The 13,843-nt window shown below is 53.6% G+C and carries 19 protein-coding genes; 5 read left to right on the forward strand and 14 right to left on the reverse strand.

All coding sequences use genetic code 11. The annotated features are described in order from the left end of the window. Nucleotides 1-57: 57 nt before the first annotated feature. Complete coding sequence (locus F1529_RS14395; protein ID WP_007149074.1) at nucleotides 58-750, reverse strand: Crp/Fnr family transcriptional regulator; 693 nt, start codon at nucleotides 748-750, stop codon at nucleotides 58-60. Nucleotides 751-878: 128 nt separating this feature from the next. Between F1529_RS14395 and F1529_RS14400 the strand changes: the two genes are divergently transcribed. The 3 genes from F1529_RS14400 (at nucleotide 879) to F1529_RS14410 (ending at nucleotide 3,898) form a co-directional block, all read left to right on the forward strand. Beyond that, a complete protein-coding gene (locus F1529_RS14400) occupies nucleotides 879-1,664 on the forward strand; it encodes a class II aldolase/adducin family protein (RefSeq protein WP_155135662.1) in 786 nt (261 codons plus the stop codon). 10 nt (nucleotides 1,665-1,674) lie between these two features. Continuing rightward, entirely contained in the window at nucleotides 1,675-2,271 is a 597-nt protein-coding gene (locus F1529_RS14405) for an HD domain-containing protein (RefSeq protein WP_155135665.1), read from the forward strand. Between the two features lie 256 nt (nucleotides 2,272-2,527). Beyond that, nucleotides 2,528-3,898 carry an oxygenase MpaB family protein gene (locus F1529_RS14410; protein ID WP_155135668.1) on the forward strand — a complete coding sequence of 457 codons (1,371 nt, stop codon included), beginning with the start codon at nucleotides 2,528-2,530 and terminating at the stop codon, nucleotides 3,896-3,898. Between the two features lie 141 nt (nucleotides 3,899-4,039). On the opposite strand, the gene F1529_RS14415 is transcribed toward F1529_RS14410, so the two are convergent. From F1529_RS14415 to F1529_RS14475, 13 genes are all read right to left on the reverse strand, one after another. Beyond that, nucleotides 4,040-4,405 carry a hypothetical protein gene (locus tag F1529_RS14415; protein WP_155135671.1) on the reverse strand — a complete coding sequence of 122 codons (366 nt, stop codon included), beginning with the start codon at nucleotides 4,403-4,405 and terminating at the stop codon, nucleotides 4,040-4,042. Between the two features lie 372 nt (nucleotides 4,406-4,777). Then, on the reverse strand, nucleotides 4,778-5,074 hold the full coding sequence (locus F1529_RS14420) for a type II toxin-antitoxin system RelE/ParE family toxin (protein WP_370457037.1): 297 nt from the start codon (nucleotides 5,072-5,074) through the stop codon (nucleotides 4,778-4,780). Further along, entirely contained in the window at nucleotides 5,074-5,328 is a 255-nt protein-coding gene (locus F1529_RS14425; RefSeq protein WP_007148396.1) for a type II toxin-antitoxin system ParD family antitoxin, read from the reverse strand. The genes F1529_RS14420 and F1529_RS14425 overlap by 1 nt, the downstream gene beginning before the upstream one ends. Before the next feature lie 120 nt (nucleotides 5,329-5,448). Next, complete coding sequence (locus F1529_RS14430; protein WP_155135674.1) at nucleotides 5,449-5,871, reverse strand: DUF4259 domain-containing protein; 423 nt, start codon at nucleotides 5,869-5,871, stop codon at nucleotides 5,449-5,451. A 433-nt stretch (nucleotides 5,872-6,304) separates the two neighbouring features. Then, a complete protein-coding gene (locus tag F1529_RS14435) occupies nucleotides 6,305-6,703 on the reverse strand; it encodes a molecular chaperone DnaJ (protein ID WP_155135677.1) in 399 nt (132 codons plus the stop codon). A gap of 56 nt (nucleotides 6,704-6,759) precedes the next feature. Further along, nucleotides 6,760-7,131, reverse strand: coding sequence for a hypothetical protein (locus F1529_RS14440; RefSeq protein ID WP_155135680.1), 372 nt, complete (start codon nucleotides 7,129-7,131; stop codon nucleotides 6,760-6,762). A gap of 75 nt (nucleotides 7,132-7,206) precedes the next feature. Continuing rightward, complete coding sequence (locus F1529_RS14445) at nucleotides 7,207-8,094, reverse strand: hypothetical protein (RefSeq protein WP_155135683.1); 888 nt, start codon at nucleotides 8,092-8,094, stop codon at nucleotides 7,207-7,209. 83 nt (nucleotides 8,095-8,177) lie between these two features. After that, entirely contained in the window at nucleotides 8,178-8,903 is a 726-nt protein-coding gene (locus F1529_RS14450) for a hypothetical protein (RefSeq protein ID WP_155135686.1), read from the reverse strand. 87 nt (nucleotides 8,904-8,990) lie between these two features. Continuing rightward, nucleotides 8,991-9,233 carry a hypothetical protein gene (locus F1529_RS14455; RefSeq protein ID WP_155135689.1) on the reverse strand — a complete coding sequence of 81 codons (243 nt, stop codon included), beginning with the start codon at nucleotides 9,231-9,233 and terminating at the stop codon, nucleotides 8,991-8,993. 101 nt (nucleotides 9,234-9,334) lie between these two features. After that, on the reverse strand, nucleotides 9,335-9,727 hold the full coding sequence (locus F1529_RS14460) for a hypothetical protein (protein WP_155135692.1): 393 nt from the start codon (nucleotides 9,725-9,727) through the stop codon (nucleotides 9,335-9,337). An 82-nt stretch (nucleotides 9,728-9,809) separates the two neighbouring features. Next, nucleotides 9,810-10,118 (reverse strand): putative quinol monooxygenase, encoded by a 309-nt coding sequence (locus tag F1529_RS14465; RefSeq protein ID WP_155135695.1) that lies wholly within the window; start codon nucleotides 10,116-10,118, stop codon nucleotides 9,810-9,812. A gap of 294 nt (nucleotides 10,119-10,412) precedes the next feature. After that, nucleotides 10,413-11,135, reverse strand: a complete 723-nt coding sequence (locus F1529_RS14470) for an alpha/beta fold hydrolase (protein WP_339345502.1) — start codon at nucleotides 11,133-11,135, stop codon at nucleotides 10,413-10,415. A 4-nt stretch (nucleotides 11,136-11,139) separates the two neighbouring features. Continuing rightward, entirely contained in the window at nucleotides 11,140-12,267 is a 1,128-nt protein-coding gene (locus F1529_RS14475; protein ID WP_339345501.1) for an aminotransferase class V-fold PLP-dependent enzyme, read from the reverse strand. Between the two features lie 284 nt (nucleotides 12,268-12,551). Between F1529_RS14475 and rsxA the strand changes: the two genes are divergently transcribed. Both rsxA and rsxB read left to right on the forward strand, forming a co-directional pair. Then, nucleotides 12,552-13,136: an electron transport complex subunit RsxA gene (rsxA, locus tag F1529_RS14480; protein WP_007150071.1), complete on the forward strand. Its 585-nt coding sequence runs from the start codon at nucleotides 12,552-12,554 to the stop codon at nucleotides 13,134-13,136. A gap of 58 nt (nucleotides 13,137-13,194) precedes the next feature. Continuing rightward, nucleotides 13,195-13,779 (forward strand): electron transport complex subunit RsxB, encoded by a 585-nt coding sequence (gene rsxB / locus F1529_RS14485; protein WP_155135704.1) that lies wholly within the window; start codon nucleotides 13,195-13,197, stop codon nucleotides 13,777-13,779. Nucleotides 13,780-13,843: the final 64 nt, after the last annotated feature.

Here is a 13,843-nt window from a genome sequence, read left to right on the forward strand (position 1 = left end):
GTTAGTAAGTAGGTCGAATTAGCCTGAAAGGCGTAATCCGACATTCTGCACTTAGCATCAATTCAACGTCGCCAAGTGCTCCCGCAGCGCCGCCTCATCTTCAATAGTAATGCGCCCATAGCCCAGCGTGATCAGCCCCTGTGCCTCAAACGCCTTGAGCGTCCGGTGCACGCCCTGGCGGGTCATCCCCATCATGTTGGCAATATGTTCACGGGTCAGGCGCACCGTCACCGGTCCACTTTCCGGCTTGCCACCCCGCTGCATTTGCGACAGGAACAGCAAGCGCTGCCCGATCCGCGCCTGAGTCCCCCGCAGCGCGTCTTCTTCAATCATGGAGATGGCGGACCACAGCCGCTGGCTGATCAGATCCAGCACCACCGGGTAGCTCTGCGGGTAACGTTGCAGCAAGTCGCGGAAAAAGGGGCCCGGCACTTCCACCAACACCGCCGCCTCATGGGCCGTGGCGCCATAGACCCGCCCGGTACCGGGGGAAAACACCGCATCGCCAAACCAGGTACCGCTGTCAAAAATGATCAGCACGGCTTCCTGACCCTGGGCATTCACCGAACTGATCCGCACCAGGCCCTCGGCAATCACACACAGGTTGGACTGGGGTTCGCCCTTCTCATAAATCGGCTGGTTGGCCTGAAACGAACGCACCCGGGCGTGCCGCGCCGCTTCATGCAGGGCAGCATCGGGAAATCCGGCCAGTAAGGGGCAGTGCCGCAGCACCGTATAGGCATCCGTCATGGAGCAATTGTAAACCAGTTGACAGTTTTCTCCCTAACCCCGGGCCTACACTCAAGGGATTGGAAAATCGATTACCTTAAATAAGGGTCCCTGACCCAAATAAGACCCACATAACGGGAGAGCGCTACATGAACAGCCAGGTCACCATTAACCCAGCCACCGTCCCCTCCAAGAAAGGCAGCGTCAGCGCCGAAGAATGGCAGCTGCGCGTGGATCTCGCCGCCGCCTACCGGCTCATCGCCCTGCACGGCTGGGATGATCTTATCTTTACCCACCTGTCCGCCCGCATCCCCGGCGACGAGCATCACTTCCTGATCAACCCCTACGGCATGATGTTCGACGAGATCACCGCCTCCAGCCTGGTGCGCGTGGATCAGGAAGGTAACAAGCTAGACGACAGCGACTACGACATCAACCCGGCCGGGTTCACCATCCACAGCGCCATCCACGCCGTGCGCGACGATGCCGTCTGTGTCATGCACACCCACACCACCGCCGGCGTCGCCGTCTCCGCCCAGCAGGAAGGTTTGCTGGCCCTGTCGCAACAGAGCCTGTTCCCGCTGGCCAGCCTGGCCTATCACGACTACGAAGGCGTCGCCCTGCGCGATGACGAAAAAGCACGCCTGCAAGCCGACCTGGGTAATGCCAACTTCATGATCCTGCGTAACCACGGCCTGCTCACCGTCGGCAGCACCATCGCTGATACCTTCCTGGGCATGTACATCCTGCAACGGGCCTGCGAAATCCAGCTGCAAGCCTTGTCCGGCAACCGCCCACTGACCCCGATCCCCGCTGGCATCGTCGACACCATCAAGCAACAGGCATCGCAGGTGACCAAAGGCATGGGCGGCAACCTGGCGTGGCCCGGCCTGCTACGCAAGCTGGATCGCAACAACCCCGGCTACGCAGAATAAGGAGCGCACCATGAATGACATGACCGCACCCCGCGCCCAGTTCACCCACATGAAGGACGGCACCGGCGAGGACTGGCAGATCATCGCCAAGTCCTTCGGTGACTTCAGCAAGGGCCTGTCCGATCGCATCATGACGCACCTGCGCCTGCTGGAAGGCGACTTCGGTGGTTTCAAGATCGACCGGTTCCAGCACTGCCTGCAAACCGCCACCCTGGCCCACCGTGATGGAAAGGATGACGAATATGTGGTCTGCGCGCTGCTGCACGACATCGGCGACACCCTGGGCACGTTCAACCACGCCGACGTGGCCGCCGTGCTGCTGGAACCGTTCGTCAGCGATGCCAACCACTGGATGGTGAAACATCACGCCATCTTCCAGGGTTACTACTTCTTCCATTACCTGGGCATGGATCGCGACATGCGCGAGAACTTCAAGGATCACCCGCATTACCGGCAGACCCTTGAGTTCGTCAGCAAATACGATTCCCCCGCCTTCGATCCAGACGGAGAAATCCTGCCGCTGGATTACTTCGAACCCATGCTGCGCAAGGTCTTCGCTGAGCCGCGCAAATCACTCTACAAAGAGGCCATGGCGGAGCAGGAATAACCCGCCTTATCACCCACCCGGAAGTGCCCCTCTGCCGATAGCGGCAGAGGGGCACACCCAATAATAAACACCAACCAGACAACCGTTTCCCCAGAAAAAACAAAGCCCTGCCGCGTGTTTCCCCTCCCCCTCATTTCTCTCTGTCCATTCAGGCCAAAAACCAGCAAGTTCTCACATTTGTGGTTTCCTGCCATTGTCACCGGCACGAAGTAAACCCAATGTATACATACATTGAATGTCGTTTTAGAGGTTAGTGATGGCACAGTCACTGGATGCACTTTGGGAAAAAGTGCGGGCGCAGAAAACCCGCATTCCCTCCCTGTACGGCGATATCGATTTCGATGTCACCCCGGAACGCTTTACCGATGACATCAACACGCGCAGTTCGCTACCGGGACATTTCGCGCGCAAATACCGTGCAGACATTCTTGCCGACAAGGAAAAAGTGGAACGGGCCCGGGCCTACACCCTGCTCGGCGATACCGTCTCCGATGCCTATGCCGCGCTAATGCCGGAATACGGCTTTCGCAACCTGATCAGCATGCTCAAGAAGGCCTGCGATGAAGGCCTGGAAGCCGTGGCTAATGCGCCCAAGGAATTGGTCGATTTCATCACCGCCATGGAAACAACACCGGACTGGGTAGACATGGAGCTGGTCCGCGAAGGCGCGCGCCTGAGCCGTAACCAGATGGCCAATCTGGCACCCTATGTGATTCGTGGCGCCTTTGTGGCCACTTTCATGAACAAGTATTCCGGGCTGCCCATGGCCATTACCGGCACCCTGGCCAACGATTCGGTGAACCAGCGCATCAACGAAACCGCCAGTTTCTTCACCACCGCCACCCTGCCCGGCTCGCTGGAACGCTTTGGCCCGGGCTTCAAGGCCGCCGCCATGGTGCGCCTGATGCACTCCATGGTGCGCTTCAACATCATCAAGCGCGCTACCACTGACAAAGGCGGCCCCTGGGACCCGACGGTTTACGGCATCCCCATTCCCCAGGTAGACCAGATGCCCGCCGGCACCATGCCCGCCTATCTCGCCGCCTTTAAGGCGCTACGCAAGGGACGTAAACATTTCACCGCCAACGAGCGTGCCATCGTCGAACTGTCACGCTATCAGTGCTTTTTACTCGGGCTGCCCGAAGAACTGCTACCCGCCGAGGCACCGGACATTATCGACACCATGCTCACCTACTCCGGCACCCTGCGCGAAGGCTACGACGACGAGACCTGCGGCGAACTCACCCGCGCCACCATGTCTGTGTACCGGGCCAAGAACAAAAAACTGCTCAGCCAGGCGCACAATCTGGTGGAGCGCAGCTTTTCCAAGGTCTTCTTCACCCAGGCATTCCTGGGCAGCAAGGACAAATCGAAAGCACAGGAAATGGGTGTGGAACCACACCTGATCGACTATGCCCTGTTCACCGTGGGCAACCTGTTCGTTCTGCCGCGACTGATCGCCTTCCGAACACTGCAGGATATCCCCGTGGCCAACAAAATCGCCGACAAGATACTGGTGAAGAGAATCAAGGAACTACTGGTGGACTATGGCCACGCGGAATACACCACCGACGCCAATCAGTACGCCCCGACAACACAGGAAAGTAAACAGGAAAACGCCGCCTGAAGGCGGCGCTGGTGTCGGGTTACGGCTACGCCTAACCCGACCTACACGAACTGAGACCTACACGAAATCCCAGTAGGTCAAATTAGCCTGAAAGGCGTAATCCGACAAATCACACAAACTTCCGTAATCCGACAAGGCAACCTACACCCCCAAATACTCCGCAATCAGAAACGCATCCCCAATGCCTTCCCGCTTGCCAAAGTAACTCACCGGGTCCCGCTGATCGTCCTCAATGGAACCCACCTCACAATCAATGTGGTATTGCTTGGCCAGGTCATTAAACAGATTCACCGGGTCTTTGAGCTGGATCTTTTTCTTCACCGGCAGGCTAATACCCAGCACCCAGTCCTCACAATCCTCACTCTCGCAGTCATCCATCAGCGTGGCCGCTTCATTTGTTTCGGCATACGCCTGCAACGCAGCTTGCAGATCAGCCAGGTTCCGCTTGAGCTTCTTTTCCTGCTTTTCATCAAGGCGATCACAGGCGACCAGAAGGTAGACGAGCATAGGGAGGGTCCGGGTTGGGATTTTGTGGCCACTGTACCACAACAAGGCAGCGTTTCATTCGCAGCGGCACAGCCAGCAACCCCACATCATCGAATATTCAGGTAGGTCGAATTCACCCAAGGGCACAGAGAGCCTGAAAGGCGTAATCCGACAACGTTGATCGCTAACCGAAAGGTCAGGGAAAAACGCAGGGACGCTCAACATCTTTATTCCCGAAAACCGAAGAGCCAATGGGAAATGGGAGATCTGGCCCTATTGATTCTGGAAAATCAGGAGCGCAGCGAGTAATTTTCCGAGTACAGCTACTTATTGGGAGACAACAGCACGGTGCTGGATGGAAACCTTTAAGCCGCGCCGAAAATATAACTCCGACTACTCCAGAAGCCTTTCCGGTGCATCCATGACCTCGTGCAACACACGAACAACGAGCACTTCCGACTCAAGTAGTCGATAAAAAACAACGTGATGCTCGACCTGTAATTTGCGATACCCAGAAAAAACATGGTCGTAGTTCGCGCCAAGCGATGGATGATCAATCAGCCGTTTCATGCCGGCCTCAAGCCGATCCACGTAATTATCCGCCTGATCAACGCCCCATTCCTCACAGGCATACACCCAAATCCCGATAAAATCGGATTCCGCCCTCGGCGTGACGTTCAACGTAAGCACTAATCGGCAGCCTTAATCCGCTTACGGCCAGCCGCCTTGATAGCCGATATATCCAACGGTTTCGGTTCCCCGCTGGACTCACCCTCAGCGAGGGCTTGCCTCAGCATGGCAAGACGTTCTTTAGTCTGCTGGTCCCTTCGGATGAGATCGCGGATGTACTCACTATCATTGCCAAAATGGCCGCTTTCAATCTGGGCTTTCACCCAGCCGTCTTGCTGTTCAGTCAGCGTGATGGTTTTCCGGTGCATGCTCATGGCTGGTGCTCCTAACATGGCAGAGGTATGACATTATCATACTCCTTCCTCGCACCGAATCAATGCTCCTCTCTTGCCGCCCAACGCCGCGGACACGCGCTTGTCGCGTGCTCCGCCTTGTTATGCATTTTCGAGCCTTGAAATCAGCTTGCTTTGTACCGCGCGCCACGTGCCATTCTCTCCGTCTTCCTCCCAGAGCTCCTGCAGTTCAGAGCCAGCGAGGATTTTCTTGACCGCCGCTAGCGCCTGCATGGCGTGAGTTGCGTCTATTTGAGGCCTCTTTCCAAACAGAATGCCCTGCTTCTTTTCGAGCAAAACCCCAAGCTCTTTGGGGATGAAGGATGTGTCGCCTGACACTGATGCAGCGATAACTTCCGCAGCGGCAAGAGTCTCAGCACAATCGGGAAACTCCAAATACTCCTCTTCACTCAGCACTCGATTTATCGGGTTCATTAGCACATCCAAACCTTTGGACTTCTCGAGCTCACAAACCCAATCACCTGCATCGTCATTCCCGAAATTATCTTCACTCCACGCACCCACTAAATGTCTCCTTTGTGAGGATAACGCCCGCTTAAAGCGCGCGAGGTACGAGCGTCGTCTTTGACGCGATTGTTATAGAAATTAGCCATGCATCATGGCACCTACTATCCGAGGGGTTTCTGAGTCTTCAACAGCCCCTCTATAGCCACAATCGATACAATTCTCTTGTTCAGGGTATATGAAGATCCATTGATCAGAAGATTGGTCGTACTCAATGGGCATTTGCTCAACGTCTGCGCCGTATGTTTGTTGTAGGAATTCCCTGACCTGTCCCTCCGTAAGTTGAGCTCCCCTTGTAACGGTGCAGCTGACCAATGCCACAGACACTGCTAACCAAGCTCTCATTTGCGATCCCTATAACGCCCGGCGCAGCGGGCAAATTGGAGCGACGGAGGAGCGGGAATTTGATCCGCCTGGCGCCGCTTGTTATGCATTACTTGTCGCCGACACTTTTTTGGACCCTATTGTTTAGTTCAATAAAGTCTCTTACGAGCTGGTCGCAAACGTCTTTTGCAGCACCGCAACGAGCACTAGTTTCAATAAAAATAGAACCTTCCTTCTGTACTACTTCACGTTTTACATACGAAGGGTGAGCCGGATGCGTTTCTGGCGTAAATGAATACAGAGCCCTTTCTGACTTAACTTCTGCGATTTTCCAACCACGCTCAACTCTCACTTGCACATCAGGATTCGATTTTAATTGCTCCAAAAGCTCTGAGACAGCCAACCCATCCGAATTGTGACCTTCATACCCGAGCTCCTCCTTAACGGTGGGGGCAGCTCCGCAGCCAAAAAGTGAAGCAGCAAATACCAGAACAAATATTTTCTTCATCGTTCCCCTCTTATGTATAACGCCGCGCTCTGCCGCTCGTCGGCAGCAGCGCCTTGTTATGCGCCCTCTTCCATTTCATAAACCGTCAAATGCCAGCTCTGCGGCCCGCTCCAAGATATCTCTTTATAAGAACCCACAACAATTCCCTTATCTTGAAGGATAGCCATGAATTGGCTTGGTGAAATGGACGCCTTATAGTCATATGCGAAAACAGCACCCTTCTCATTTAGATCACACATAAGAGCAGCAAGCTCTTCATTTCCATCAACTACTGCGCAACCTTCAAAACTGGTTTCGTTACTTAAGCCAAGCGAACCTACATCTCCACCTAACGTTACCTTTCCGTTCTGGATGGATTGAACATACGCTGGTGGTTGCTGCCCTAGAGCGCCCGACTCTATTTTATAAGGTGGACCTTTTCTTCTCACACTTCCCCCGCATAACACCCGCCACACGGGCAAAGTTGAAGCGCAGCGTAAACTTTGTCCCCGTGTTGGCGATTGTTAGGCTTTTTCATTTTCAGAAACAATGGAGACTTTGACAGATAAAGTAGAAAAAGCTCCTCTACCAGGGTCAACTTCACCAGTATGAACAAAGCTTTTAGACCACTTTTCAACCATTTTTAGGTATTCCTGTCTTTTTGCTTTTAAGTTCGATATTTCTGAACGATCGAACATGGATTCAACGCCAAGAAATGCTTGGTCATCAGTTCTAAATGGTTGAAACAGTCCGAATGAGCTCCAAGAGACTAACAATGACCACATCCGAATCAGAAATGCAAAATCCTTGTCAACTTCATCCCACTTTACAACCGGCATAGCCTCATTATGAGAAATTAGCTTATTTCTAAATAATAGCGCCTGTGAGTTTTCATTTGTGAAACGACCAGACTTAACATCAAGAGCTGTGTTGATACGATCAACCTCTGGCTTAGTGCACGCACCTTCACCAAGCATAATTGGTGAAATTGTTTCCCACAGCTTTCTTAGCGAATTGTTACGTTTATCTTTACTCAGTAGCTTTCCAAATATGGAAAATACCCCATAGATGCCTCCAAGATACCATTGCGCATAAAACCCGCTCTCTTTAAATGGCTCACGCTGAGTATCAACATTCTGGAAGGCGTAAATAATTGAACGCCACTCAACTAACTCAAGAATAAGGTCATCAATTCCTTGAGGATAGTTGCCATTCTTAAAATCATCGGTATTTTTCCATTCATTCAATTTGTCGAGTTCTGAAAGCCACAAATTCTTCGAATCTTCACCATGGGAGCTATCCACCATTTCTTGATAGTAGCTTATGGCTGAATCAATATTCTCGATGGTTCTCGCCTTATTCGTGAGAGAAACAACATATTCTTTTGCTTCGTCGATAGTATTAAATTGCATGTTCCTCTCCCACCTAACGCCATGCGAAGCGGCCGATTTGGAGGCGCAACCGCGCCGGAAAACCGGTCCGCTTGCGCTACTTGTTACATTCCACTGCCAAGCTTTTTAATTGACTCTACGATCAGCTTCCTGCCCTCTTTTGATTTAAGAAATTCGAAGACGAAATTCGTCATCTTGTTTTCTGTCATTTTTGCCCAAATTCCTTTTTTGTAGACCTTTGCGTTATCTTTGATCGACTCCAGTTCACCTTTCAACTTCTCTAATTCTGACTCTGAAATATGATACTTTTCGCTCAGCTCGCTAACTTTAGAATATAGCGTTTCCAGCTTAGAGGTTAATTCCTCAACTTCCTCTTTTGAAAACTTTGAATCCGGATCATCTGGCTCAATCGATATACTTTCCTTGAAAGCTTCCTTAGCTCTTTCAATATCCTGGTCTACCGAAGTTTCATTGCTAATTTCTCTGTGAATATTATGGCACCAGGAGGCAATCCGTTTAGGTACATCCGAGAAACTCGAAACCTGTTTTTTGTCCTCCGCTTTATACTCACCCGGTGATTCATATGTGAACAGCTTTGTAACAGATTTAGAGTAACTTTCAGACGTAAGACTGAAACTCATCCCTGTAGTTACTTCCTCTGTAACCTCCTCTTCTTTAAGTACAAATGAATAACGATCATCGTACTTAAACTCGATTCTGAGAAGCTCTCCATACTCCTCGTCACCCAAATCAAAATCGCCTTCTGAAAAACGTGTACTGTTCAGGGCGGACACTATTTCCTTAAGAAAGCTCGAATTCAGTTCAGGCACAGATCTCTCCTTTGAATGTAACGCCACGCTAAACCGCGCCGCTTTTTGGCGTCGGTTTTGAGCGGCTTGTTATGCGATAGGTGTAATCTAGACATCTGAGGTAAGTTCAATGCACGCCCAGGTGGTTGAGTGCGGCTGATCACCGAAACGTATAGTAACCACTCCGTTCTCAACCCTATTGGTTCTAAGCTCTTTCTGGGAAACGTCCACGATATCTAAGACCCTGTGTGCATAACCCTCTGGTGCAATTTCTTCGTCTTCAGCATAAAACAGCACTTCACTATCGGGGTCTAACTCCTTAAGTTTTTTAACTAACTCATTTACCTTCATTTAGTTATCCCTTCTAGACCTTACAGATTGCCTAACGCCCGGCGCAGCGGGCAAATTGGAGCGACGGAGGAGTGTAAATTTGATCCGACTGGCGCCGCTTGTTATGCGTCATGACACTCAGAAAGCGCACGAATCAGTTCATTATGCAAACCGCGATGCTCGGCATTAATGAAATAGCCTGCCTCATCCACCGTCCCAATGTCAGTTAACTTATTTAGAAGCATACTCCTATGCTCCGCTCTTTTAGTGGGAGCGCCTAGGATCCTAGCTTTCATTGCAGAATACTCCTCCGACTTTCCTGCTGATTCATCTTGGAAAGAATCAGATCTGCTAATGTCTGCCTCAGCAACCATTTTCTGGATGCAATCTCGCACAACAATGTACTTTGCTCGATCACGCTCAGGACAAGGAAAGCAAGACTTGTTCTCTACCAGTTCACCATCAGAGGCCCGAATCAGAGAACCCAGCAGTCTCAGAAGCTGCTCCTTATTCATTTCCCACCTCGAAACCTATAGCGCATAACGCCTAGCTCTGCCGCTTGTCGGCAGCAGCGACTTGTTATGCCTAGCTTTCACGCTAGACAGCTCTTGATGAGTTCGTTGTATAGGCCGTGAAGACCCGTTCCTGAAGCCCTAACTTCTTCGCGGCTTCTCTCCATGGAGCAATATGAGGAGCTACTAAATGTGCATCAAGGCTTTCTTCGCTTGGCCAAAGTTCAGAAAACCGGATCAGGCCAGGGTCAGCTAAATCCTCTGCAACGTCATATGCGATACAGCCGTCATGCTCTCTTGTGGCTTCGACAAACGTGATGAGATGAGGCCTGACAGAACCTATAGAGCCAGGCGGAAAACGAAGATAACCAAAAACTGCCACTTTCACTTCCATGTTCAAAAAATCCCTTTATTCAACGGCATAACAGCGTATTAGTTAGAACGTTCCGCATAACTCGGTTCCTCATAACTCTGAAACCAAGGAGCGCCACCCCGAGGAAAATCCTGCCATCACAATAGGTTAAGATGCTATAGCCAATCTCCTACACGGAGTTATGCGGAACGTTCCTTATAACTCTTTTCCTTTGAACTCGGAGACAGAAAAATCAAAGATCCACTAAATCAACATGTTGGCATTTCCCTTTCCGGGCTCAACGGAAGCTTCCGCTGAAAAGGGGAATCGCAATCCCTACTTGCTGAACGCCCCCGTCGCCAAAAACACTTTTACCTGCTCGATCACCGCGCCATTACGCATCATGAACGGATGCGTCACCGGCAGCACCAGATGGTCCTGCATGCCTTCAACTTTAGTTCTTTCCACCGTGACCTTGCCATCATTGGGGCCGGGTAATTGCGTGGAGAGCAGGAAGTTGATGGTCTGATTGCCAGCAATAACCCCAACAGGGAAATCCACCGGACCGAGCTGGTTGGGAATACTGTCCGGGCCGGTGCCCATCTGGCTGCCGGCGGGACCGTTGAACCATTGGAATGGCGCCCAGGCCCCAAGGCGGTCCACCACTTCGCTGCCCTGATTGGGCGGGCCGAGCATGACGGTTCGGCCAAGGCGGGGGATGGTGTGTTCACTGAGGTACTGGCGCAGCAGAATGCCACCCATGGAGTGGGTAACGAAATGGATGCTGCCTTCGTCGGGGCATTGCGCTAAAGCAGCGGGAAGGGTCTCCGCCGCGAGGGTTTGAATAGGGAGTTTGGTAGAGGGGTAACCCTGGTTCACCACCGTATAACCGGTTTTCTCCAGGGCGGTTTCCATTTTCTTCATGGCGTGGGCGGTTCTGGCCAGGCCATGCAGCAGCACAACGCATTGCGGTTTTTCCATGTTTTTCTCCGCCTGTGCTGCGGGCCAGGCCAGCAGGCACGCCAGCAATAACGCCAGCGCCCCTGCCCTGCCAGTCACGGGTCTAGCCAAGCTGTTCCAGCGCAGTTTTGAGGCGGGCCACTGCCGCATCCACATCACCGAGCTTGTCCAGGCCGAACAGGCCCACGCGGAAGGTCTTGAAGTCCGCCGGTTCGTCACACATGAGCGGCACACCGCCAGCGGTCTGCAGGCCTTGCGCGATAAACGCCGCACCGCTTTTGATGCCATCGTCACCGGTGTAGGACACCACCACACCCGGGGCTTCAAAACCCGGTGCCGCCACACTGGCAAAGCCATGCTCGGCCATCAGGGCGCGTACCGCCTTGCCCAGCTGCCACTGTTCGGCTTTAACGGTCTCCAGGCCGCGCTCCACAGTTTCCATCATGGTGTCGCGGAAACCGGTCAACGCATCGGTGGGCATGGTGGCGTGGTAGGCGTGGCCACCGTTTTCATAGGCGATCATGATGTCGCGCCATTTACGCAGATCGCAGGCGAAACTGGTGCTGGTGGTTTCGTGCAGGCGCTTGTCCGCCGCTTCGCTGAGCATCACCAGGGCGCTGCAGGGCGAGCTGCTCCAGCCTTTTTGCGGCGCACTGATCAGCACGTCGACACCGCACGCCTGCATATCCACCCAGATGGTGCCGGAAGCAATACAGTCGAGGACGAACAAGCCGCCGACGCTATGCACTGCCTCGGCCACCTGCTTGATGTAGTCATCGGGCAGAATAATGCCGGAGGCCGTTTCCACATGGGGGGCGAACACCATGGCCGGTTTTTCCGCCTTGATGGCCGCGACCACCTCTTCAATGGGCGCCGGGGCGAACGCGGCCTGGGGCTGGTCGTTAACCGGGGAGGCTTTGAGGACGGTTTCTTTGGACGGAATCTTGCCCATCTCGAAGATCTGGCTCCAGCGGAAGCTGAAGAAGCCGTTGCGAATCACCAGGCAGGACTGGTCGGTGGCGAACTGACGGGCCACGGCTTCCATGCCGAAGCTGCCGCCACCGGGCACCACCGCCACGGAATGCGCGTTATAGACCTGTTTCAGGGTCGATGAAATATCCCGCATCACCTGCTGGAAGCGTTGTGACATATGGTTCAGGGAACGGTCGGTGAAAACCACGGAGTATTCGAGCAGACCGTCACGGTCAAAATCGCGGGGTAAAGCGGGCACGGGTCTCTCCCAATCAGACAGGTTACGGGTACGGGGTTTTTCGTCTGTCTTGGATACTGGATTGACCGGCCCACCGCAACCGTTTGCCCGCCTTCAACCGCAAAATAGTGGCAAAAGCCGGGTCAACTGTTCAAAAGACGGCCAATGACCTGTACTCCCCTGTCTATTAAGCTTATTCGCTATCATTCTTGAGCGTATACAGGCGCTGCCTCATACTATGCGCCCTTGATGCCATGTAAACATGGCGTCTACTCCTATTTTTCGGCAAGCGAGCCTGCGATCACATGACTGAGTACGTCCTGATTCTGATCAGCGCTGTGCTGGTAAACAATTTCGTGCTGGTGCAGTTCCTCGGGCTGTGTCCGTTTATGGGGGTCTCCAATAAAGTGGAAACCGCCATGGGCATGTCCCTGGCCACCACTTTTGTGCTGACGCTGTCCTCCGTGCTTGCCTACCTGACCTGGGCCTACATTCTGGTGCCCTTCGAGCTGGAATACCTGCGCACCATCAGCTTTATTCTGGTGATTGCGGTGGCCGTGCAGTTCACCGAAATGTTCGTAAAGAAAGCCAGCCCGCTGCTCTACCGGGTGCTGGGGGTATTCCTGCCGTTGATCACATCCAACTGTGCGGTACTGGGCGTGGCCCTGCTGAATGTGCGCCAGGAAGACGCCACCTTTATGTCTTCGCTGACCTACGGTTTCGGGGCGGCGTTGGGTTTTTCCCTGGTGCTGATCCTGTTTGCCGCCATGCGCGAACGCATTGCCGTGGCCGATGTACCCGAAGCCTTTCGCGGCCCCAGCATCGGCCTGATCACCGCCGGTCTCATGTCACTGGCATTCATGGGCTTTTCCGGGTTGATCAAGTTATGAGAAGCCGCGCGCATACAACCCCCCATCAGGCCAGCACGCAGATTCATGGAGTGTGCTCATGACGGCTGTTCTAATTGCTGTGGCGGCGCTGCTGGCGTTGGCGGCGGTGTTCGGTGCCGTGCTCGGTTTTGCCTCGGAAAAGTTCAAGGTCGAAGGCGACCCCATTGTCGAGCAGATTGATTCGCTGCTGCCGCAGACCCAGTGCGGCCAGTGTGGCCACCCGGGTTGCCGGCCTTATGCGGAAGCCATTGCCGAGGGCGAAGACCACAACCGCTGCCCACCCGGCGGGCAGGACACCGTGGTGGCGCTGTCCGAGTTGCTCGGCCGTGAAGAACTGACGCTGGATAATGAAGGCGCGGAAGACGCCAACGTGGCCAAGGTCGCCTACATCCGCGAAGACGAGTGCATTGGGTGCACCAAATGCATCCAGGCCTGCCCGGTGGATGCCATCGTCGGTGCCGCCAAGTTGATGCACACGGTCATCGTTGATGAGTGCACCGGCTGCGACCTCTGTGTAGAGCCTTGCCCGGTGGACTGTATCGATATGTTGGAAGTGGAGCCGACCTTGCAAACCTGGGGCTGGCAACGCCCGGCGGGTATCGGTGAGCGCCCGGACAGCCGCATTGAGGTGGTGAATTTATGAAACGCTTCACGCCACACGCCGGACGCATGACGCTTGTGCAGTGCCACTCGGATTCGCTTGTGCA

The sequence above is a fragment of the Alcanivorax sp. VBW004 genome (assembly GCF_009718865.1).
In the GTDB taxonomy this organism is placed as follows: domain Bacteria; phylum Pseudomonadota; class Gammaproteobacteria; order Pseudomonadales; family Alcanivoracaceae; genus Alcanivorax.